Annotated in this window: 25 protein-coding genes and 1 tRNA gene; 10 read left to right on the top strand and 16 right to left on the bottom strand. The window is 43.4% G+C overall.

Annotated features, from left to right (window positions below):
• Nucleotides 1-36: 36 nt before the first annotated feature.
• A complete protein-coding gene (locus tag BP688_RS03750; protein WP_290623237.1) occupies nucleotides 37-852 on the bottom strand; it encodes a metallophosphoesterase in 816 nt (271 codons plus the stop codon).
• A gap of 118 nt (nucleotides 853-970) precedes the next feature.
• Nucleotides 971-1699 carry an enoyl-CoA hydratase/isomerase family protein gene (locus BP688_RS03745; RefSeq protein ID WP_290595610.1) on the bottom strand — a complete coding sequence of 243 codons (729 nt, stop codon included), beginning with the start codon at nucleotides 1697-1699 and terminating at the stop codon, nucleotides 971-973.
• Between the two features lie 260 nt (nucleotides 1700-1959).
• On the opposite strand from BP688_RS03745, the gene BP688_RS03740 reads away from it, so the two are divergent.
• Nucleotides 1960-2904 (top strand): inorganic phosphate transporter, encoded by a 945-nt coding sequence (locus tag BP688_RS03740; protein WP_290595612.1) that lies wholly within the window; start codon nucleotides 1960-1962, stop codon nucleotides 2902-2904.
• Here the strand turns inward: BP688_RS03740 and BP688_RS03735 are convergent.
• Nucleotides 2876-3571: a DUF72 domain-containing protein gene (locus tag BP688_RS03735; protein ID WP_290595614.1), complete on the bottom strand. Its 696-nt coding sequence runs from the start codon at nucleotides 3569-3571 to the stop codon at nucleotides 2876-2878. The two genes, BP688_RS03740 and BP688_RS03735, sit on opposite strands and share 29 nt — an antisense overlap.
• A gap of 113 nt (nucleotides 3572-3684) precedes the next feature.
• Here BP688_RS03735 and BP688_RS03730 point away from each other — a divergent pair, with 113 nt between their 5' ends.
• Nucleotides 3685-4311 carry a Yip1 family protein gene (locus BP688_RS03730; protein WP_290595616.1) on the top strand — a complete coding sequence of 209 codons (627 nt, stop codon included), beginning with the start codon at nucleotides 3685-3687 and terminating at the stop codon, nucleotides 4309-4311.
• On the opposite strand, the gene BP688_RS03725 is transcribed toward BP688_RS03730, so the two are convergent.
• Nucleotides 4247-5254 (bottom strand): phosphate signaling complex PhoU family protein, encoded by a 1008-nt coding sequence (locus tag BP688_RS03725; RefSeq protein WP_290595618.1) that lies wholly within the window; start codon nucleotides 5252-5254, stop codon nucleotides 4247-4249. The genes BP688_RS03730 and BP688_RS03725 overlap by 65 nt on opposite strands.
• A gap of 107 nt (nucleotides 5255-5361) precedes the next feature.
• On the opposite strand from BP688_RS03725, the gene BP688_RS03720 reads away from it, so the two are divergent.
• From BP688_RS03720 to cofH, 4 genes are read left to right on the top strand one after another with little or no spacing between them, the layout of a single operon-like run.
• Nucleotides 5362-6225 (top strand): KaiC domain-containing protein, encoded by an 864-nt coding sequence (locus BP688_RS03720; protein WP_290595620.1) that lies wholly within the window; start codon nucleotides 5362-5364, stop codon nucleotides 6223-6225.
• Nucleotides 6226-6239: 14 nt separating this feature from the next.
• Nucleotides 6240-6845 (top strand): KaiC associated regulatory domain-containing protein, encoded by a 606-nt coding sequence (locus BP688_RS03715; RefSeq protein ID WP_290595622.1) that lies wholly within the window; start codon nucleotides 6240-6242, stop codon nucleotides 6843-6845.
• Nucleotides 6846-6882: 37 nt separating this feature from the next.
• On the top strand, nucleotides 6883-7857 hold the full coding sequence (cofG, locus tag BP688_RS03710) for a 7,8-didemethyl-8-hydroxy-5-deazariboflavin synthase subunit CofG (protein WP_290623239.1): 975 nt from the start codon (nucleotides 6883-6885) through the stop codon (nucleotides 7855-7857).
• Entirely contained in the window at nucleotides 7832-8848 is a 1017-nt protein-coding gene (cofH, locus tag BP688_RS03705) for a 5-amino-6-(D-ribitylamino)uracil--L-tyrosine 4-hydroxyphenyl transferase CofH (protein WP_290595626.1), read from the top strand. The genes cofG and cofH overlap by 26 nt, the downstream gene beginning before the upstream one ends.
• Nucleotides 8849-8928: 80 nt before the next feature.
• Here cofH and BP688_RS03700 read toward each other — a convergent pair whose 3' ends face one another.
• The 5 genes from BP688_RS03700 to BP688_RS03680 form a co-directional block, all read right to left on the bottom strand.
• A complete protein-coding gene (locus tag BP688_RS03700; protein ID WP_290595628.1) occupies nucleotides 8929-9474 on the bottom strand; it encodes a YfcE family phosphodiesterase in 546 nt (181 codons plus the stop codon).
• Nucleotides 9471-10730, bottom strand: coding sequence for a diaminopimelate decarboxylase (lysA, locus tag BP688_RS03695; RefSeq protein ID WP_290595630.1), 1260 nt, complete (start codon nucleotides 10728-10730; stop codon nucleotides 9471-9473). Before lysA ends, BP688_RS03700 begins: the two co-directional genes overlap by 4 nt.
• 30 nt (nucleotides 10731-10760) lie before the next feature.
• On the bottom strand, nucleotides 10761-11219 hold the full coding sequence (locus BP688_RS03690) for a 30S ribosomal protein S15 (protein ID WP_290595632.1): 459 nt from the start codon (nucleotides 11217-11219) through the stop codon (nucleotides 10761-10763).
• A 135-nt stretch (nucleotides 11220-11354) separates the two neighbouring features.
• Nucleotides 11355-11429: transfer RNA gene (locus BP688_RS03685), tRNA-Arg, on the bottom strand.
• Between the two features lie 27 nt (nucleotides 11430-11456).
• The gene (locus BP688_RS03680) at nucleotides 11457-11966 is read right to left on the bottom strand and encodes a type 1 glutamine amidotransferase domain-containing protein (RefSeq protein WP_290595634.1); all 510 of its coding nucleotides are present in this window, start codon (nucleotides 11964-11966) and stop codon (nucleotides 11457-11459) included.
• 32 nt (nucleotides 11967-11998) lie between these two features.
• Between BP688_RS03680 and BP688_RS03675 the strand changes: the two genes are divergently transcribed.
• From BP688_RS03675 to trxA, 3 genes are read left to right on the top strand one after another with little or no spacing between them, the layout of a single operon-like run.
• A complete protein-coding gene (locus BP688_RS03675) occupies nucleotides 11999-12586 on the top strand; it encodes a hypothetical protein (protein WP_290595636.1) in 588 nt (195 codons plus the stop codon).
• Nucleotides 12587-12608: 22 nt separating this feature from the next.
• Complete coding sequence (locus BP688_RS03670; RefSeq protein WP_290595638.1) at nucleotides 12609-12914, top strand: hypothetical protein; 306 nt, start codon at nucleotides 12609-12611, stop codon at nucleotides 12912-12914.
• A 53-nt stretch (nucleotides 12915-12967) separates the two neighbouring features.
• Nucleotides 12968-13369, top strand: coding sequence for a thioredoxin (gene trxA / locus BP688_RS03665; RefSeq protein WP_290595640.1), 402 nt, complete (start codon nucleotides 12968-12970; stop codon nucleotides 13367-13369).
• On the opposite strand, the gene BP688_RS03660 is transcribed toward trxA, so the two are convergent.
• Nucleotides 13366-14424 carry an AAA family ATPase gene (locus BP688_RS03660; RefSeq protein WP_290595642.1) on the bottom strand — a complete coding sequence of 353 codons (1059 nt, stop codon included), beginning with the start codon at nucleotides 14422-14424 and terminating at the stop codon, nucleotides 13366-13368. The two genes, trxA and BP688_RS03660, sit on opposite strands and share 4 nt — an antisense overlap.
• Nucleotides 14425-14657: 233 nt before the next feature.
• Between BP688_RS03660 and BP688_RS03655 the strand changes: the two genes are divergently transcribed.
• Nucleotides 14658-16106 (top strand): flippase, encoded by a 1449-nt coding sequence (locus BP688_RS03655; RefSeq protein ID WP_290595644.1) that lies wholly within the window; start codon nucleotides 14658-14660, stop codon nucleotides 16104-16106.
• Here the strand turns inward: BP688_RS03655 and BP688_RS03650 are convergent.
• The 6 genes from BP688_RS03650 to BP688_RS03625 are packed head-to-tail and all read right to left on the bottom strand — an operon-like array spanning nucleotide 16095 to nucleotide 21551.
• A complete protein-coding gene (locus tag BP688_RS03650; RefSeq protein WP_290595646.1) occupies nucleotides 16095-17297 on the bottom strand; it encodes a sulfatase-like hydrolase/transferase in 1203 nt (400 codons plus the stop codon). The genes BP688_RS03655 and BP688_RS03650 overlap by 12 nt on opposite strands.
• Nucleotides 17294-18217: an alkaline phosphatase family protein gene (locus BP688_RS03645; protein ID WP_290595648.1), complete on the bottom strand. Its 924-nt coding sequence runs from the start codon at nucleotides 18215-18217 to the stop codon at nucleotides 17294-17296. Before BP688_RS03645 ends, BP688_RS03650 begins: the two co-directional genes overlap by 4 nt.
• A 24-nt stretch (nucleotides 18218-18241) precedes the next feature.
• On the bottom strand, nucleotides 18242-18931 hold the full coding sequence (locus tag BP688_RS03640; RefSeq protein WP_290595650.1) for a class I SAM-dependent methyltransferase: 690 nt from the start codon (nucleotides 18929-18931) through the stop codon (nucleotides 18242-18244).
• Nucleotides 18918-19955, bottom strand: coding sequence for an ATP-grasp domain-containing protein (locus tag BP688_RS03635; protein ID WP_290595652.1), 1038 nt, complete (start codon nucleotides 19953-19955; stop codon nucleotides 18918-18920). The genes BP688_RS03640 and BP688_RS03635 overlap by 14 nt, the downstream gene beginning before the upstream one ends.
• On the bottom strand, nucleotides 19945-20838 hold the full coding sequence (locus tag BP688_RS03630; protein WP_290595654.1) for an NAD-dependent epimerase/dehydratase family protein: 894 nt from the start codon (nucleotides 20836-20838) through the stop codon (nucleotides 19945-19947). The genes BP688_RS03635 and BP688_RS03630 overlap by 11 nt, the downstream gene beginning before the upstream one ends.
• On the bottom strand, nucleotides 20835-21551 hold the full coding sequence (locus tag BP688_RS03625) for a PHP domain-containing protein (protein WP_290595656.1): 717 nt from the start codon (nucleotides 21549-21551) through the stop codon (nucleotides 20835-20837). Before BP688_RS03625 ends, BP688_RS03630 begins: the two co-directional genes overlap by 4 nt.
• Nucleotides 21552-21565 lie beyond the last annotated feature (14 nt).

Genomic DNA, 21565 nt, shown 5'->3' with positions numbered 1-21565 from the left:
TAAATTAGTAAAAGCATCCTATCTTTTCAGAGCAGTTTAAACGTTATAAATAGAGAATCTTATTCCGAACTTTCTCGCAATATCCCATCCATCTCTGAAATCCTTTGTGAGGTCTATTTGAAGTATTGCAAACTCATCAATTGAGTAGGGATTCGCACACGAGCCGACAGTAACAACCCTGCCATCCTGCTCAACCCTCAAAACCTTGGCCGGCTCATGAGACCTGATTATCGTCTTCACATTGAGTTCTGAGAGCAGGACATCTGATGCCCTTTTCCCGTAGAAATACATCACTCCTCTGTTATAATTTTCACCACACTCCCTTCTTTCCCAAGGGTCGTTCCACATAATCTCAAGAGCTGTGTAGTCGTCCGGTTTTGATATTTCCGAAAACCTCAAGCCCTCCTCATCAATCTTACACTTCTTTGTTGGTACTCCTCCGTGAGCAAGCCATATTTCCCCCTCAACAATTGCTGAAATCGGCATTTTCTGCCACAACTTTACCAACATCCCATAAATCTCTTCTCCCTCATCCCCAAGTTTTTCTTCAAGCTGATAGGGTAACTGGTGAGGGTAAACTCCGGTACTCTCGTGATTCCCCCTTAAAAGGAGAGCCTTGCCGTTGATGAATAGGCTCAAAATTCTTGTGTAACATTCAATCGGATAATCTCCCCTGTCAGCATAGTCGCCAAGAAACACTGCATACCCTTCAATATTTTTCTCGATTATTTTTAGAGTCTCAATATCAGCATGCACATCCCCAATGACTGTAATCTTCTCTTCATTCAGAAAAACCATTCTTTCTCTGGGCATGAGGCTGATGGCATCATCAATCATCTCAGCTAAGTCCATGGCATAAATGATGTCTCAGAGGCTATAAATTCAGTGTAACTTGACATGTCATGTAAAGATTCTGGGATATGCGGTGGGTGTCAAATTACTATACGCACAAGTCAGCAAGCTCCAAGAATCAGGATTTGAAGATTCTGAGTGACTCCCTTATGCACCTAAGCTGTGCTTCCTTTGTAGATTTCAAGCTCTCTTTGAAGCTAACTCCCCAGCCGTATTCGATTTGCTTTTTAGCCTCTCTCAGAGTGTGTACAGGTACTGATAGAAGCTTTTGTGTATACTCCTCAATCCCCTTTTCCAAGTCCTCGTAAATTTCGTTGACCAGTCCAATCACCTTTGCCTCTTCAGCCGTCAACTGTCTTCTTGTGTAGACCATATCCCTCGCTACTCCATCCCCGACAAGTCTTGGTAGAATGTAAAGAGCACCCATATCTGGTATTATACCAAACTCAGGCTCTCTGAGGAAAAATATCGTTCCCGGAGTTGCAATACGTATATCCGCAGTCAAGGCGAGTTGCATCCCACCACCTATGGCATATCGCTGCACAGCAGCTATTACCGGTATTTCGAGAGTTCTGAGATCGTAGATGAGTTTCTGAACGAATTCAACAGCCTCTTCAAATGCCCTTATATCCATATCTACAAAGCTCATCAGCAGATTCCTATCCAAACCCGCACAGAAGGTATCACCCTCTCCTGTGAGGATAAGGACTCTGGCATCGGAATTTTTCACCTGATCCACAGCCTCTCTGAGCTCTGTTAGAAGCTGAGTATCGAGTGCATTTTTCTTTTCCGGCCTGTTGAGGCTTATTCTCGCCACTTCACCCAGAATAAGTTTTACCTTCTCCATATCATGGGGTTGGGGTTGTGTTTAAAATCCTTTAGAATTGTGGCACTTCAGCATTTTCCACATGAATCAGTGCTAAGTTGCCCACTAAGAACTCACGAAGAGAGAAGCTACCCCTCAATTCGAAGCCATATCCCCAAACAGCCATCACAAAAATAAATCGAACATTATCATGAAATTCCTTGGGGATTTTATATTGACAATATAATTCACAACCAGTTTTGAAAGAAACAAATAAGTAAGTCAACTCTATATCTTCACCAATGGACTTCAGCCTGCCACTGCTCGCAGCTTTTGCAATTGCATTCGCGATTGGGTCGAACGACACAAGCAATTCTTTCGGAATTTGTGTAGGCTGCGGTTTGTTGACAATAAGAAGAGCAATTTACCTACTTTTCATTCTCGTCTTCTTTGGACTTCTTTTGGGTGGTAGTAAGGTTCTCCACACTGTCGGTGGAGAAATCGTGGAGCCCGACGAGGTTATTGTGTCTATATCTCTGCTTGTTTCATCCGCTGCGATTGTTGCCGCAAATTATCTCCGCACCCCCGTTTCAAGTCATCAGGCGATTGTTATGAGCTTAATCGGCTCCGCATTTGCACTCGGCAAGGAGATTGAAATTTCAACCGTAATCAAAATTGTCCTCTCATGGATCATCTCTCCTTTCGGCGCACTTGTTTCTGCAATCGCAATATACTGGTTAATGGAGAAATCACTATCAAAGAGACCTCTACTGCAGGTTGAGAGGGTTTTGAGAATCCTACTAATTATCGGAGCATCTATCATCGGATTCAATACGGGAGCCAATGAACTTGCTACAGCCTTGGCTCCAGCAATATGGTTTGGAACCATGAACCTTCTGGAAGGTGCAATATTTGGCTCCGCAATGCTTTTTCTGGGTGCATGGCTTGTAAGTGTCAGAGTTGCAGAGGTTGTTGGAAAGGGAATTACAGCCCTTGACCCCTTCTCAGGATTTGCAGCCCAGTTCGCTGCGGGAATAACAGTCCTTGTATTCACATTCCTTGGAATGCCAGTATCAACGACTTACTGCACAGTAGGGGCGATAACAGGTGTTGGTCTTTACAAGGGGCTGAGTGGTGTAAAATTTGCCTTTATAAAAAGAATTGTGGCAAGCTGGATGTTAACTCCGGCAACAGCCTTTATTGCCAGCTTTGCAACAACTACTCTTGTTCACCAACTAATCCTTTAAACCGGAGGGCATCATCAAACATGTGGACGTTGTTGAACATTACATATCCATCTTTTCTCAGCAAACCTCGCAGTTTCATCAGTTCTTCATCCGTGTATTTGTGCCTGTAGTTAAAACCGTGCAGTCTGAAATAGCAGATGTCCCCATGAAGCTGCTCAGAAACAAACGGATCAACAACATGCACAAGATCGAGCTCTTCACAGATTTTCTTTATCCTCTCCTCCCTCCAACCTCTTGGCTCGAATCCGAATGTGAAGTTCCCCTCAATGCTCCCAAAGAACTCTCTCATATTTTGCAAGTTCTCATCCGTATCTTTGAAGCTTTTTGGAGTTTGAAAGAGGATGAATTTCGCTTTGAGAATTTCGGCAATTTCTCTTGTTACATCCCAGGCGCTGTAAACTTCATCTGTGGGTCTGAAGAATCCACAATTACTTGCTTCAATCCCTGCCTTCCTGTATGTCGGGCTGTTTGGTGGATGGGTTATGACTTGCCATGCTTTAATAGTGAATTCAAAGTTTTTCGGGGCTTCACTTCTCCATTTCTCTGCCGTTTTTAGTGAAGGTGGCTTGTAGAAGGTCTTCTGCACTTCTACAACCTCAAAATTCTCAAAATACTTCTTCATTCCAACAGGGAATCCGCAGCACCCAACTTTCACTTTAATGTCCATGTACTTAGTTACACTTCTATCTATCTATGTTGCGCTGCAATTGCGCTGCAATGCATCTTGACATTGTCAATTGATAACCAAAAGAGATATATGCATCAAAATCTAATCGAAGCATGGATTTTCTCACAAATCCTGACAGATTCTTGCTGAGTCAAAGGGACAGAAGTTTTCTAATCCCTATCGTCCTCGTGACAGTCGCCGCATTGCTTTCATCCATTGCTGCTTACGTCGTTGCTCCCTCCACGCTTGAGTTTGTCAAGCGACAGATTTTGGAGTCGGGAGCACCCATAGAAGAAAGCCAGTTGGATATTATCCTTCAGGTGACCTTTTACAGCATGGTTATAACACCTTTCATTGCAACCTTTGTGATCTGGCTAATCATATCCTTAATCCTGTATGCAATTTCGGGAATTTTCGGGGGGAGTGGAAAATTCTCGACACTTGCGAAGCTCGTGGCATACAGCCACATACCTCCGATAATCCTAAGCCCCATTTCAATATATCTTGCCTACGAATCAACGAAGTACGTACTTTACGGGATGAAAAGTTATCTGATACCATCTACCACCATCCAAATTGCCATAGTTGCTTGGCAGGCTGTCTACTGGACATATGCAGTTAAAAATGCAAGAAACCTCGAATTGAGAAAATCGGCCATCACAGCGTTGGTTGTATTCATCGCGTATCTACTTCTGACCGCATCTTCTCTGATTTTCTCATTTCTCTCAGGGACTCTCTGACCGATTTATTAAAGGCGATCTCCCCTATTGATTTCATGTGTCTGCACGCACTTAGAAGTGTCTCTAATGCTAATCTGTAGTAAACGCTGCCCTTCATATTGCTCAAAAGCGTCTCCTCCAGCTTCTCTAAGTCCTCAATCGACTCCTCCGAAAGAGAAACATTTGAGTTGAAATATGCTTTTGAAAGTTTCTCAAACGCCACGTTAAGCTTCTCGAAATACTTTTTGACTTCCTTTAGTTCATCATACTTCATTTCGATGGCGTAGGTCGAGAAATTATACAGTGCATCAGATATCTCCTCAAGCAACTTCGCAACAGTCCTTATTCCCAAAATGAGTCTGAGTTCATTCCATTTGCTCGGGCTGGAAAACTCTCTGACAAGTCTATGCTCCTGCCTTACTGCAAGGAGATAGAGCCTGTCAGAATCTTTTTCGAGGTTCTGAATATCCTTCAATGCTTCGGTGTCACCCTTTTCAATACCATCAATAACTGTCTCTATCATGCTCTGTATAATCTGAGTCATCCTTCTGACAACTCCATAAACATCGAAATCTGTGGAAGTGAGACACTTCAGAACAACTTTTCCTTCACTCGCATCAATTATTTCCATTCCAATCAGGTCCTTGACAATCTCACCAATTTTGCTAACAGCCCTTGCATTGATTTTCTCGTCAGTTATGACGATTTCATCTATACCCTGAAGATAAAGAGCGTAGATGTATCTCCTCACGAATCTTTCGTCCAGTCGTGGAAGTTCGTCTATCTGAACACTTGTGACTCTTGCGAAATCTCTGAAGCTTTTTGGATAAAGGGTTATCACACTGTCCTCGACCTGCAGGAAAATATCGTCTCCCTGCTTGAGTTCGTTGGACTTTACCCAGGTTTTGGGTAGACTCACCATGTAGCTTGAGCCGCCTATAAGCTGAAGCTTTCTTACCTCCATCAATACAAATCCATATTAAGGTGTTAAAATACGTTTTCCTTTTTGAATAGCTTGTTAGTGTCAAACTAAAAGATAGACATAAATGCAGAAGAAACATAAAATAAGACATGTATAGGTACTATGAGTTAAGGGAGCTTGAGAGTAGAGCTCCTAAGCTCTTTGGAATTCCCACCGGAACCAAGCTCGATGAAATGTTCTTCAAAGTTGAAAAGGAGAAAGAGAAGTACGTTAAAAAGCCTCTTGGCGGGATACCCCATCTCGCTGTAATAAATCTCACCGGTGTGCCTGATACAGGAAAAAGTCTCCTCGCCGAGCAGTTCGCAATCACTCAGGCGAGCAACGGTTACAGGGTCCTTTACGTAACAGTTGAGAGTCCGGCAAGTTTTCTCTACACGGCAATGAAACAGAGGAGTGAAGCGATGGGGGTAGATTTCAGCAAGGTTGAAAGCAATATCGTTGTGATTGATGCGAGCGAGAGCGATGAGTTGAGGGAGAATCCAAAAGCGCTGATGGAGACTATGAACTACGCGATAAAGGAGAAAAAAGTTACAAACACGGTCATTGACAGTATTACTGGCTTATACGAGCACAAAGAAGTCATGGCGAGACAGATAGTCAGACAGTTCTACAACTTCATGAAAAAGAGTCGCCAGACTGGCATTTTTGTGTCCCAGAAGAGATCAGCTCAGGCAAGTGAGACTGCAGAGGCTGCCGGTGGACTAGCTGTGGCACACATCGTTGATGGAACCATAGTCCTCGACAAAAAGCTGATAGAGTCACGATGGGATGTGAATCTCTACGGATTACCTCTTGGGAGTGTTCTGAGGACAATAAGAATTGACGGCTGCAGAATTGCCCCGCATGACTCAAGAACGTGGGTTTTCGAGATCACAGAGATTGGAACAATCAAGATAATCGCTCCGCTAAATGAGTTCATAAAAAGGAAAGCTAAGGAAGAAGATAATGAATGATCGGGGGTGATACAATGGGGTTTGAGGTTATTGCGAGACCGAAGGGTGGAGATGCTGATAAAATGGCTGAGAAAGTTTTTTATGAGAGTATAAGACTTCTTGGGGGATTAAGAAAGCTCGTAGACTACAGAAATCTCACTTGGCTGCCAAGTTTAGCTGAAGCAGCTTATGTAGTGGTTTTGAAGAACGAGACTTTCAAAACTTACAGTGAGATTGCGAGGGAACTTGGAATTACGGAGCAGACTGCCAAGAACATAGCAACCGCCGATGAGGAGGAAGTGAGGAAATACATTGAGGGAGAGCTTGACGAGAAACCAAAGGAGCATATAGCCGGCGGAATAGCGAAGCTTGCCTACAGAAAGCTCAAAGAGGAGGGAAGGCTTGACACGGAAGAGGTGGAGATTAGGCAGGAGGAAATGGAGGTTCTGGACATAGACTGGGCTGTCCATGTCCTTGCGAGAATTAAAGGCCTTGATTTTCCGGTTGGCAAAGAGCAGCTTGCCGAAAGGCTTGAAGGGTTGATAATTAAGGGTAAGAACGTGGAGGAAATTCTGGAAAAGCTTGAGTATCCTGTCAAATCGCCTGCAGAGCTTCTGCATAAGATTAAGCTTCGGCTTTAACCAAATCTTTTTTTAAACGCCTGACAACACATTTTGCGTGGGAATTGTCACCTACTCGAGGAACGTTTTCATACCACTCACAAGGAACTGTCGCAATCGCTGTGCTTATTGCGGATTCAGGAGTGATGAGCCTTATTTAATGGGAGAGAAAGAGGTTAAAGCATTGCTTTCGAAGGCGAACGGAGCCAAGGAAGCTCTCTTCACTTTCGGTGAGAAGCCGGATGAAGTGTATCCTGAAATCAGAGAATGGCTGAGAGAAAAAGGCTACTCGGATTTTGTTGACTACATTGCCCGCATGAACAGCTTGGCGGTGGAAATGGGTTTCCTGCCACACACGAACGCAGGAATTCTGAGCAAAGGAGAAATGAGGAAATTGAAGGACTTGAACGCGAGCATGGGGTTGATGCTCGAACAGGCTGTAGAGCTTGAATGCCATGCAGAGAGTCCGGGCAAGAAACCAGAGATCAGGATAAAAATGATAAAAGAGGCTGGAAAGCTTCAAATTCCCTTTACAACGGGAATACTAGTCGGAATTGGCGAGACCAGAGATGATAGGCTGTACTCTCTGGAAGTAATCGCAGACCTCCACAAAAACTATAGTCACATTCAGGAGGTTATCGTGCAGAATTTCAAGCCGAAGAAGGGGACTGAGATGGAATCTGCTCACCCTCCATCTCCTGAAGAGATACTTGAGGCCGTTAAAGCAGCCCGCCAGATTCTACCTGAGGATGTGGCAGTTCAGATTCCCCCAAACCTCGTGGACGACATCTACCCCTTCCTGAAGGCGGGAGCTAACGACATCGGAGGGATTTCTCAGGTCACTCACGACTACATCAATCCGGAATCGCCATGGCCAGAGCTTGGGAAGATTAAAGCGTCGCTCAGGGGCGAATATGTTTTGAAGGAGCGGTTGCCAGTTTATCCAAAATTCGTAAAGCTTAAGTGGTATGGCGGCCTTCTTGAGCCGCTGATTGAAAGGTACTCGGATGCTGATGGCTATGCTCGCCCTTGACGATTTGCTCAAAAATCCATTTGAAACGTTCAGGATTGCAGACGAGCTTCGCAAGGAGCTTGTTGGAGATACTGTAACCTATGTGGTGAACAGAAATATCAACTTCACTGATATCTGTATCAACGACTGCAAGTTCTGCTCCTTCAGAAACAGGCGGAGGTATCTTCTCTCAATCGAGGAGATTAGGAGAAAGGTAGAGGAGGCGGTTGAATTCGGGTGCACAGAGGTGTGCATTCAGGGAGGATTGCTGCCTGATGCTGACCTTGACTTTTATGTCTCAATTCTTCATGCTGTGAGAGACGTGGACAGGAAGATTCACATTCACGCCTTCTCTCCGATGGAAGTCGTTCATGCTGCAAGAAACAGTGGCATGCATGTTGAAGATGTTTTAAGAACTTTCAAGAAGGAAGGTCTGGGTTCGATGCCCGGTACCGCTGCTGAGATACTGGATGACAGAATAAGGACCCACATCTGTCCTAAAAAGCTAAAAACGGCTGAGTGGATCGAGGTTATCAAGCTTGCACACAAAATCGGGATTCCGACGACTGCAACAATAATGTATGGACACATGGACGGATGGGATGAGAGAATTCAGCATATAATGCTGATAAAGAAAATTCAGCAGGAAACAGGAGGGTTTACGGAGTTCATACCTCTACCATTCATGTGGCGGAACAATGAGCTTGGTAAGCATTTTCGGGGCAGTTCGGGTTTTGAGGATCTGCTTATGATCGCAATATCGAGGATACTGCTATATCCTGAGATCAGGAACATCCAAGCTTCGTGGGTTAAAATGGGGCTGAAGCTTGCTCAGGCAGCCCTTCATGTTGGGGCAAACGATCTTGGTGGGACGCTGATGGAGGAGAACATCTCGAAGTTAGCCGGGGCGACTGCTGGTGAATATCTCACCCCAGAAGAGCTCAGAGAGCTTATAGCAGTTGCCGGAAGAGTTCCGAGACAGAGAGATACACTTTACAACCTGATTGAGTAGTCAAGCCTCAGACTCTCCCTTTCATCACATCTCAGGTCGCCCATCAGTCATCATCGGCATTCCTTATTCTACCGATGGCTTTATTTAGATTGTGTCAGGTCAAACTGCTCTTCGATTACTTCTCCTTTAAAAAGCCTGTAGAGGATTCCCTTAACAGAGTCCTCTACATCCACGTGCATAAAAGCAGGTAGGATTTCTCCAACTGCTCCTCCACCCCAGACTCCTGTCGCTGAACCGGGATTCAGCAGTACAATCCTACCCCTGTAAATATCTGGAGAGTGGGTGTGACCGGAAATGAGAATATCAACTCCCATATCCTCCCCTATATCCTGAAGCTGCTCCCTGTCCCCTCTCGGATAAACCTGATATCCGTGAATAACCCCTATTCTTGCTCCGCCCACCTCTATAATCTCAGATTCCGGCAAAGGCAGAGTGTCCATATTCCCTTTTACAACGTAAACATTTCCGCTCAAATTTTTAAGATATGTCAAAACAGCCTCTGATGTCAGATCTCCGGTACAGATTATTGCATCATAGTCTAAGGATCTGAAAAGCCTTTCAAACTCCTCTGGAATCCTTGAGACTCTTCGAGGAATGTGCGTGTCCCCAAGAATCAGAAACTTCATAGCAACCATTCCGGTATCTTCTGCTTAACTATCAAATCTCCGTAGGACTCCCTCTCCCTAATCACATCCCACCTGTCTCCGCTGACCAGCACTTCAGCACATCTTGGCCTTCCATTATACTGACTGCTCATCACAAAACCGTAGGCTCCAGCGTCGAATATGGCAACGAGGTCTCCCGGTTCAACCTTTGGAAGTTTTCTGTCTCTCGCCAGCACATCTCCGCTCTCGCAGATTGGCCCGACGATCGTGTAGGTCTCTTCCGCCCCTCTGTCCATCTTGTTCGCAACAGCAACCCTGTGATAGGCACCATACATTGCTGGGCGGATGAGCAGATTGAAGCCTGCATCAACTGCGACAAAATTTCTGTAGCCCTTTTTTACAGCATTCACTCTGGTGAGCAGAATTGTTGTGTTTCCAACTATGCTCCTTCCCGGCTCAAGCCAAAGCTGAGGATCTGACCCGAGTTCACTCTTTCTTCTCTCAAATTCTGGAAGAATAGCCTTTGCAAAGTCCGCAGGAGATGGAGATCCTTTTCCTTCGTAGTCTATTCCCAGACCACCACCCATATCAACGAAATTCAGCTCAACCCCCTCTTTTTCAATTTCAGCCGCAATGTCTATCACCCTGTTCAGAGCGTGGACGAAGGGTGAGAGTTCGAGAATCTGACTCCCGATGTGACAGTGAATTCCCACTGGAACAACTCCGTCAAGTTCCAAGGCTACTCTGTAAGCTTCCACGGCCATGTTATGTGGCAGACCGAACTTGGACTCTTTAAGTCCGGTTGCTATTTTAGGGTGGGTTTTCGGATCAACATCCGGATTTATGCGGAAAGCTATTTCAACCTCCTTTCCGTACTCCTTTGCAACCTCAGATATCGTTTTAAGTTCATCAAGGCTGTCAACGCTGAATTTCACACCACTTACAATACCAATCTCAATCTCTTCCCTGCTCTTTGAATTTCCGTTGAAAAGAATTCTCTCTTTCTTGAATCCGGCAAGGAGGGCGAGGTAAAGTTCACCATCGCTGAACACGTCTGCACCAAAACCTTGGGAAGAGATAATCTTCATCAGAGCAAGGTTGTTGTTGGCCTTCACCGCATAAAGCAACCCAGCGTCGGGAAAAGCTTCTCTGTAAGCCCTCGTGTTCTCCTCAAGCCTCGCTCTGGAGGTTATGTAAACAGGAGTTCCTGTCTCCTCTACGATCTCTGTAACCGGCACATCTTCTACAGTCAGAACACCGTCCTTTTGAGAGAACATATCAAAAATTTGCTTAAGAAGATTAAAAAATTATCTCGAAAGCTCGATCTTGAGCCTCTCAGGATTATACTTCCAGTCTGCTGGCAGCACGCCCTTCTCCTTGTAATAGTTGGAGAGTCTCCAGATTTTCGCCTCAATTAGCTGCAACCCTCTTCTGTTGTGTTTATCCTTTCTGTGGACCTCAAGGTGCTTTCTGAGCTTCAAAGCCTTCTTAATCAGTGATTTCAGATCCTCTGGATACTTTATTTCAACCCCCTTCTCCTTCAGAATCTTTTGAATCTTCTTGCCAGTTACCTGCTTAACCGAAGGAATCCCATAGCGGTCTCTGAGAACCATGCCAATCTGGCTCGGCTCGTATCCTTCAATGTAAAGCTCCACAACCTTCTTTTCAACCTCCTCAGGGGACATATCCACCCATTCCGGTGGACTGTCCCTGTAAACCCTTTTTGATCCTGATTTACCCCTTCTTCTTGCGTGAATTCTTGCCATGATCGTCACCTCCTTAGCACTCTACCGGGGTTGAATATATAACTTTGTTGTCTTTGTGGTGTGGGACGAAACTTAGACTTTAGCGCTAAGAATCGCACTCCACGATGCGAAGATACCACTTGAAATAAAATTAAGCGGACCCGGCGGGATTTGAACCCGCGATCTACGGCTTAGAAGGCCGTCGCTCTATCCATGCTGAGCCACGGGCCCCTACAAACTCTTTCCCATGCAGTGAACTTAAAGGTTTCTCTTGAGCATTCTCAATAGTTCCCTGCAGAAAGCTGGCAAATCGTCTGGCATTCTGGAAGTTATGATATTGCCGTCAACAACTACCTCCGTGTCAACATACTCAGCCCCCGCAGCTATCAGATCATCCCTTATACCAATCCAAGAAGTCATCCTTCTACCCTTGACGGCTCCAGCAGATATCAAAAGCTGGGGGCCATGGCAGATTGCAGATACTGGCTTTCCAGCCTTAATAAACTCTTTAACGATTTCAACAGCCTTGCTGTTAATCCTAACTCTCTCAGGTGACTTTCCGCCCGGAATAACAAGGGCAGAAAAATCTTCGACTTTAACATCGTCGTATGTCAGATCTGGAGTTATGGTGTAGCCTCTCTTTCCTGACTTCGTTTCAGTGGAAGAAGAAGCAACTTTAACCTCCCATCCCTCCTCTTTCAACCTGTAAAATGGATAAAACAGTTCCAAGTCCTCGAAGCCGTTCTCAACCAGCATCAGAACCTTCATAACCTTAACTCTCAAAACGCTAATAATACTTTATGCCGATTGAGGATGTGGATATATCGAGAAAGATAAAGGATTCTGAGCTGGCGGAAAAGGTCAGAGCAGTTGCCGAGAAAGACCTAAAGGTTGCAGCCAAGGTAGTTGAAGATTTGAAGGACAGGGATGCGAAGATTTTTGGTTTAGTATGCCTTTACAACTTTTCCAAGGACAGAAAGTTTCTGGATGATGCTTTGGCTATAGCGGAAAACGATGATGATTTTCTGAGGATCGTTGAATACTCAGAAGATGTTTCAGAATTGTCAGATGTGCCTCTAAGGATCAAAAGCAGATACAAAAGAGATGTTGCTTATTCAATTTTGCTTGAGAAAACGGGCGACATGAATATCGCCTCTAAAATAAGAGATTTGCGGATACTCTCGGCCAGTATGAAAAGAGTTGCTTTAAGAAAAACCTATCCCGAGAACCTAAGCACGGCAAGGATGATTCCAGAGCCCTACTACAGAGCCTTAGCTCTTATTGAAATATCCAAGAAGGATAATATTGACTTAAGAGAAGAAATAGACGATGCAGTTCAGCAAATAAAAAATCAAGCTTTGCAGAGAAGGTTGAGGGAAAAATATTAAATCCTAAAAAAGAACATGAAATATGGGAGAGACTACGGTAACGCTTATCGGGCTTTTGGTCGGGCTGATGTTTGGTCTTAGTGGCATTGCAACCCTTCTCAGCCTCATGAGTGATGTGGTGAGTGATGCACAGGTTCAGCTCTCGCAGCTTGGTGTTGCTTCAACACTGGTTCTCCTTGTAATCGCTCTGATTCTCATAATCAAAGTGAGGGTGCTTTCTGCTCTTATCGTAGGGGCAATAATAGGAGCTGTGCTGAACCTGATTCTGGAGGCAAACGGCATTCACATTTTAGAAGCTATCAGAGCAGCGGTGTTTGGATCGATTTGAGTTTAAGGTTCAAAACATCGTAAATGCTAAATTTACCACCTCCAACTTTGAATATGGATGAAATAGAGAAGATCAGGCAGAAGAAGATGAAGGAGCTTATGGCAAAGATTGGTGGTGAGAAGTCTGCTAAGGTTATTGACTCTCCCATAAAGCTCAATTCAGCAAACTTTGACGAAACGCTTAGAAACAATGAAAATGTAGTGGTGGATTTCTGGGCTGAGTGGTGCATGCCATGCAGGATGATTGCCCCAGTGATCGAAGAACTTGCAAAGGAGTATGCGGGAAAGGTTGTCTTTGGGAAGCTTAACACGGATGAGAACCCAACAATAGCTTCAAGATACGGAATCTCAGCAATACCAACTATGATCTTCTTCAAAGCCGGAAAACCGATTGACCAAATAGTAGGAGCTTTACCCAAGAGCGAGATAAAGAGGTGGATTCAGAGAAATATTTAAACGAACATCTGCTTCGGCGGCTGCCTTGAGGGCATTTTTACTTTTTCCGCCGCACTCAGTAAATCTTCCGTTTCAATTCTGTTTTTGCCTTCAGCAATGGCTCTATGCAAGGAGGACTTTATGACCTTCTCCACAATATCTCTACCGCTAAATCCTTCAGAAGCGGCAGCAACGAGTTCAAGCCTTGCCTTGACCTCAACCGGAAACTCTCCAAGGTTCTTTTTCAGGATCTCAAGCCTCTCCTCAAAGCTTGGGAGTGTAAATTCTATTTCCTCCTCGAACCTGCTTCTAATTGACGAGTCAAGAAGTTCAACTCTGTTGGTAGCTGCAATCGTACAGATTCCATCATTGCTCTGAATTCCATCAAGTTCCGTAAGCAGGGCATTGACGATTTCAGAAACATCCCCTCTTATCTCCTGATAACTTCTGTCCAGTCCGATGGCATCGAACTCATCGAGAAAGACTATGCAGGGAGCAAGCTGTCTCGCCCTGTCGTAAAGTTCATGCACCTTCCTTGCCCCATCTCCAACATGCTCTCCTATTAGTTTCGTGGATTTTACAGAGAGGAAGGGCGTTTTGGCCTCATTCGACAGGGCTTTGGCCATCATGGTCTTGCCAGTTCCGGGAGGGCCGAAGAACAGAACATTCTTCGGTGCCCATTTACCGAACTTATCGGGGTTCTTGAGATACTCGAGTATTACCTTGGCCTTTTTCTTTGCCTCTTCCTGCCCAACTACATCGTCGAGCGAGATGTCCCTCACGATCTCGGTCTCGATTATCTTTGAATCGCTCTCAACCAGAATAATTGTTGCATCGGAGATGTAGCCCGATTGAGGCTCACACTCGACGACCTCAAAGGCGAAGTCTGGAAACATTCTGACATCGAATATGAGCTTGCTTTTGTGCACAAACTCACCTTTCCACTGCTCTTTGGCATAAACGTCAAAAACCTTGGGGTTATCCACCTGCGGATACTCGTGGTAGCTCGCTTTGAGCGGATAACCTAAAGGGCGCAATATCAGATACTTCACTTCTGCACTTTCCTTTTTTGGCATTCAAATAATAGTGTATCAGCAGCTTAATATTTCTTTTTCTTGCAGTCAGATTTTAAGATATTCCTTACCAACAAATCTCAAGTAAAATTCCCACCTTCCTCGTCAGCAGGTGAAACTCGAAGGGAGTTTAGCTTTGATCATAAACTGCTTATTTTCTACAATAGCTAAAAGGGGAAATGGAAGAATAAGATGCTTTCAGGAAAACAGATATTAATAGGTGACTGACTTTAGCTGTGGAGCTTGCAAGGAGAGTTGCGAAAAACATCATGTACAGAACTCTCGCACAGATCGTTGCTAATGTTTCCGGGCTCCTTGTAACAATTTACCTTGCGAGAGTTCTGAAACCGGAAATGTTCGGAGTTTACAGCCTCGCAATATCAATAGCCATGATAGCCATTTCAGTGGCAAATTTGGGAATAGACGGATCCATATCGAGATATGTTGCTTATTTTTACTCGAAAGGTGATATCGGGCAGCTTAGAAGTTATTTTTGGTATTTCCTTAAGATAAAGCTTTACATGGTTATTCCAGTTTGTGCTGCACTTGTGCTACTTTCAGGTCATATTTCAACACTCTTTGGCAATCCTGAGCTGAAGCTGCCGATAGTCTTTGCAAGCTTCTTTGTTTTCTCCACAACTCTCTCAAGATCGCTGAATGCTTTTTTTTCAGGATTACAGAAGTTTGAATACGTTTTCATTAGGCAGACGGTTTACGAGGTCTCAAGATGGGTATTTATCTTCCTTTTGGTCGCTCCTCTGCTTGCGTCAGGCGCAGTTTTGTCCAATGCCATTGGAAGACTCGTAGCCTTTACCGTCCTCTTGTTTTTCGTGCTCGGATCTTATAGGAACTACGTTTTTGGTAGTACGAGTAAAGTGGACAAGGACGCCAGAGCCTTTGCGGGATACATGTCAGTCAGCCAGCTCGGTGCGAGAATTTATAGCTACATAGATATTCTGATGGTTGGCATGCTCCTATCCACGACAGATGCGGGTTACTACAGGGCGGCTCAAAATCTGATTTTTATAGCCGCGGGGATGATTGCTATGTCCGAGGTCTTTCTTCCTCTCTTCTCCCAGCTTGACGGAAAAGACCTCGAGAACGCATTCAAAAGGATTACGAGATATACATCTGTAATGTCCTTCCCCCTAACCGCAGCAGGAATCTACTTTTCAGCAGAGATAATGAGTGCCATTTATGGTAGAGACTACTTAGCAGCATCCATTCCATTCTCAATACTATCCGTCGCCCTCCTTTTGATGGCTTACAACTACCTGACAGCCATGCTAAACGCAAAGGGTAGACCTGAAATTTCTGCAAAAATCATTCTACTCAGCATCCTGCTGAACATATTGCTGAATTACGTCCTGATCACAAAAATTGGAATTGGTGGGGCAGCAATAGCTACAGTAATTTCAAGGGCATTTACGATTTTCACAACGTCTTATTTCATATTTCAGATTTTTAGCCTCAAAATTGATCCGACGAGCATCGTTAAGCCATTCTTCTGCGCTACCACAATGCTTGCGTTTCTGTATCTGCTCCCACATCCAGTAAACATAATTACTGGAATTTTAGAGCTTACTGCGGGATTTGTGGTTTATCTGATTTTAATTTTTGCCATAAAAGGTCTGGAAAAGGATGACCTGAGATACTTTGCCAGTCTATTGGGTCTAAAGTCTTAATTTCACAAGCTTTACCGATGCTTTGAGTTCAAACTCCCGTATATATTTTCTATGCCTCTCGAGTTTTAACATGTACTCTTTTAAAATATCCGGCTCATCTCTCGCCAAATTCACCTGCTCTGAGGGATCTCTCCTGAGATCGTAAAGCTCCACCCTTTTCCTATTTTCATCCAAAATTACCTTATACTCCTTATCTCTAATTGCGTAAATCCCGTAGTTCTCCGCGTAGATGTATTCTTTTTCAGCGTTGAGAACGCTCTCCCCAATATAAACGGAGGGTTTTTTGATGCCTGCAATATCGAGAATGGTTGGTGCTATATCAGTGTGGTCTGTTAAACTGTCAATTTTGCCTTTATCAACACCATGGATTATGAGCGGAACCCTAATCAGCTCATCGTAAAGTTTTCTCTGGTGCGACTCTCCGCCATGCTCCCAGAACTCATCTCCATGATCTGACGTTATAATGTATATCCAGTCATCACCCAATTCTTCAACCAGCAGTCCAAGCACGTAATCTACGTACTTAACCGTTAATTCATAGAGTTTTTTGATTTTCTTTCTTTTCTTTTCTGATTTAGTTGCCTCTTTTCTCCCATAACCTTTGAAAAGCATTAAAGCCCTCGCCCTCTTTATCGGATTGGTCAGCATACCCTCCGAGAATTTAGCGGGTGGGAGGTATGGGTGGTGGTTGTCCATAAAATGTAGCCACAGGAATACCTTTTCTTTATTCAGCTGTCTTACTTCTTTTACTGCCCTTTCAACGACCTCTTCGGCTCTTGCATATGCCAGAACTTTGTCGTTCAATATATATTTCAGATAAATTTTCATTCTGGAATTTCCCACATCGTGCCGTATATCTACACACTTGGCAAATCCTTTTGTATATCCGGGTCTTGTAGTTATCAGAGCGTTGCTGTGCAAGGCAAGGGTGAAGAATCCGTTTTTTGATAGTATCTCCGCAACATTCATCCTCTTTGAAATTCCCTTCCTGAATCCGCCAAACATCAGAGGATAGGAAGAAGTGAGGATTGAAGCTACCGAGGGAAGAGTGAAATTGGAGGTTGCAAAGTGGTTAAATACGTAACTTCTTTTGGATAGTTTTTCGATTGTCGATGTAAATTTTAGATTATGGTTATACGGACTCAGGTGGTCGACTCTTAAAGAGTCAAATGTTACAAGTGCTATTTTCATGATGTCTCAGATTTCCACCAGTTTAAAACCCTATCGAAGAGGTCTAAATGAGTATCAACAAGCAATTTTGGATTTGTTGAAGCTATTATACCCTGCTTGGAGTCGTGGATGTGAACCCACTTGGCTCTTTTCTCCTTTTTCATTCCATGGTCACTTAAAATTACGACTTCTTCAGGCTGCATATGCTCTACAAGCTCTCCAGTACTTTCATCCACGATTTCATACATTTTTTCTATCTTCTCCCACTCCTCTTCAACATGCATAAATCTGTCGGGTAGTGTGAACACGATAAATGCAAAATTGAAATCAAAATTATCATAAAGCCACTTAATAGCCTTCACTTCTTTGAAGTGCTCCTCAAACATCTTCTTCTTGTACTCTTTCAGATCTGAACCTCTTTTCAACTCGCCAGAATAAATCTTTTTGAGCTTACCTTCAATTCTCTTTGGATAAACCCCGTATGAATCTGGATACGGCATCCCGGAAACCCACACACCGTATATCGGCTTTGGCGGGTGAGTGACAGGAACACCCCATGCTAAGGAGTTTGGAATCAGTTCCCATATTCTGGGGAATTTGACGTCATTGGAGAGGGGAGGGTGCTTGTAGAAAAGCTTGCTCATAAGCCAGAATTTAACGGCCTTGCCGAACAGGTTTGAGGGGATTAGAAAGTCCAGTTTGGAAAATAACTTAAAAAGGGTTTCGTTCTCGAGTTTTCCGGAAATTGATAAAACTTTATGCTCGAAGAAGGACTTTCCGGTTGTTATCGTCGTCCAAGCTGCGCCAGAATCTACCTCCCTTTTCTGCCAGAAAGGTTCTGGAAGGAATATTTGTCTATGCAGTTTTCTGTAGAACTTTGGCTTTATTTTTTCCAGATGGTTGTAGGTTGCACCGTCCCAGCCTATTATTAGAAGCTTCATACACCCACTATTTTTCTGAAATTTTTATTCCTTTCGACAGAAAGCAAAGAGCTCACTACCAACCTTAGGGAAAAGTCTGTGGAGAACCTTGTAACTCACGAACCTTCCAACCGACTTTGGAAACCACCTGTAGAGCGGGAAATCAACGAATCGCGTCAGAATCTTCTCGATCTTCCAACCATTTACTTCGAGCACCTGCTTGAATAAATGGTAGTCCCAGCCTTGTTTGTGGCCTTCCACTTCTCTTATTTCCTTTCCTCTCATAGCTGCAAGCAACCTATTTGGTCTCCCAAGATTTGGTACCACGAACACTGCTTTTTTTCTGCAAACTCTTCTTATCTCATTTATTAGAAATGTGGGATTTGAGACGTGCTCGAGAATTTGTATAGCGGTTACACAGTCAAACGAGTTATCTTTGAACGGGAGGCCCAGATCTGCATCACAGATAATAAAATCTGCAGAAATATTAGATTTTTTAATTAACTCTGGGTCAACATCAAGTCCGACAACCTCAATTTCGGGCATGTAACTCTTAACCATTTCAAGAAACTCTCCAAAACCACACCCGACATCTAAAAGGCTTCTTACATCCCTCCACTCCATGTTACCTATTATTAGTTTGTGGACTTCGAGACGAGGTTCATGATATTTTTTATGAACAATATGTTTTCCTTTAATAACTCTATTTTTATCTTTCATATCAAAACCACTCATATATTTCTCCACTATATCTTATCCACCCACTCTTTTCAAGCTCACTGAGTTTCTCGACTTCCACGAACAGCTCATTAAGATACCGAACCATAGCAATTCCCTTTCTGTAATTTACATTAAAAACTTTCTCGTCGTATAGCAGATTTCTGATCATTATATCAGGCTCGTTAAATTCTGCATATGCTCTCACCACAGTGGTTCCGGAAAAGCGGGGGTTTATTTCGAAAGTTATCGGACCCATTTCCGTCATACGCATCTGAATATTTACAGGTCCAATAAGTCCCGTCTTCAGAGCTATTTTCTCTGCTGCCTTTCGAACATCTTTAAAGTCATCTATGACTGCTCTGAAAGTTGATCCCTTTTTCAACTCTCTTTTGAGAGTAATAGAGCCGACCAAATCCCCATCTTTGTCAATCAGCACACCAGTCGTGTACTCTTCGCCTTCAATGTACTCTTGTACTATCGGTTCTTCAATCCGACTCATGAAGAACCTAAGCTCTTCCTCGTCTCTCGCAACATTAATACCGACAGAGCCTGAACCGTAGCGTGGTTTTATTAAAAGTGGAAACCCGACTTTTTCAACCAGCGCATTCACATTCTCTGGAAGTGCTGTCTCAGGGTAATTGAAGCCATTCTCTTTGAGAAACTCGAAGGTTCTCCATTTGTCGTAGCCTATTTTAACACTTTGAGGTTCCCCTACAAGAGGAATTATACCGTCGTTGGCAAATTCTCTCTTGTTTTCAGCCAGTACCGGAAGTTCAGGATCTGATCCAGGAATAAGGACTTGAACTCCCTCACTCTGTGCAATGTTCAAAAGCTTATCTACATAATCGGGCGATGAAGCAGGTGGGACTAGAAAACCCTTTTCAACTCTAAACAATCCCGCGGAGAGTGGTCTAATATCTGTTGTGTATATTTTATAGTCTCTACCATATCTCACGTTTGCAAGCTTGATAGCCTTAATTATACTCTGCCCAACACCCCCTCCACCAGCGGTTACAAGAATTTTTGCCTTATATTTCATTTTCACCACCTTTTAGAGTGTTCAAGCACATTTCAATACCGTTTTCAAGATTTATTCTTGGTTCATATCCTAACATCCCTCTTGCCTTGCTTATATCAAAATAAAACCTTCTTCTTTTCCCGTCAGATATCAGTATTTCACCCTTAGAATTTGTGACCTTTCTCACGACTTTAGCAAGCTCTTCGATACTTATCTCTTCGCCGCTACCAATGTTAAAGTCTTCAAATTCGTTTTCCATTTCGAATTTTACTGCAAGGACGTTAGCTCTTGCAATGTCGTCAACAAAAACAAAATCTGCTGTAGTATTGGCTGCAACTCTAACCTCTTCCCCATTTAGCATCTTTCGTATAAAGATTGAAACAACTTCATTTTCATTCATCTCAGGTCCATAAACAGAAGAGTATCTTAGCAAGATTCTTTCAATGCCTGCCCATTCTTCATTTTTGAGAATTAGCTCCCCTGAAAGTTTAGAAATTCCATAGTATGTCACGGGGTTTTTCGGATGTTTCTCGTCAACTGGGAGATACTCAGGTTTTCCAAAAACTGCCATCGAAGATGAGTGAACGACTCTCTGCACTCCTGATTTTCTGCATTTTCTCAATAATCTGTATACCCCGAGAGAATTAACGCTAAACATTTTTTCGACTTCTCTGCTTTTTTTGGGGAGCAAAGCGGCGAGATTTAGCACAGCATCGTAATTTCTGAGCTCAAAATTCCATGTTGAGAGATCAATTTCTGCAATTTCAACAGGCAATTCATTGAAGATTTTTTGTGCCTTCTTTATATCTCTTGCACCCGCTGTTACATCCCAACCCTCTTCAACACAAAATTTTACAACTCTCCTTCCGATAAATCCTGTTGAGCCAATAATGAGAACTTTCATCCTCTCCACCGAGAAACAACTTCGTTAATTTTTGCGTAATTTACTGAACCTAAATCTTCACAACTATGAGAATCTGTCCCAATTGTAAAAAGACTTCCTTTTTCAAGATAAAAATTGAGAATTTTTAGAGAACCCGGTAGTTTAATGTTCCACTCAAGTATAGCACCCATCTTAGCAGCATAATCAGCAATCTTGCAAATAAATTCTGGTTTTAAATCAAAGTCAATAGAGCACTTTTGTTTAAATTTGTAGAAAGTTCTCATTGGATGACCGATAATATCCACACCCTTTAAAATCATGCGTTTGATGAGTATTACCTCAATCTCCTGAATTTTCAGAGGATTCAAGTTGAAAAGGTCTTTAAAAATAGAATCTTCATCGGGCAATCTCCTGTGAACAACCCCCATAACAAAATCTACCTTTTTTCTGTCACTTTTTGAAATATCAACATTTCCATCGAGATCAATAGCCTTAGCCTCCAGTCCGGCATGAACTTTAAAGTTGTGTTTCTCTGAGAGCTCCCTTATCTCATTGACATAGTCGTCAACCCATTCTGAAGTTCGCCATATATGATCAGTTATCGCTATCTCCTTCAATCCAAGTTCTTTTGCCCGGATTATGTAGGACTCAATACTACTCTGACCATCGCTGTAAGTTGTATGTATGTGGTAGTCCACAGGTACGATTTTTTCTCCACGCTTAAAAACATGCATCACTGTTCTGCCAA

It is taken from the genome of Archaeoglobus sp. UBA230, from assembly GCA_002507545.1.
In the GTDB taxonomy this organism is placed as follows: domain Archaea; phylum Halobacteriota; class Archaeoglobi; order Archaeoglobales; family Archaeoglobaceae; genus Archaeoglobus.
This window is presented reverse-complemented; position numbering and strand designations above follow the sequence as displayed.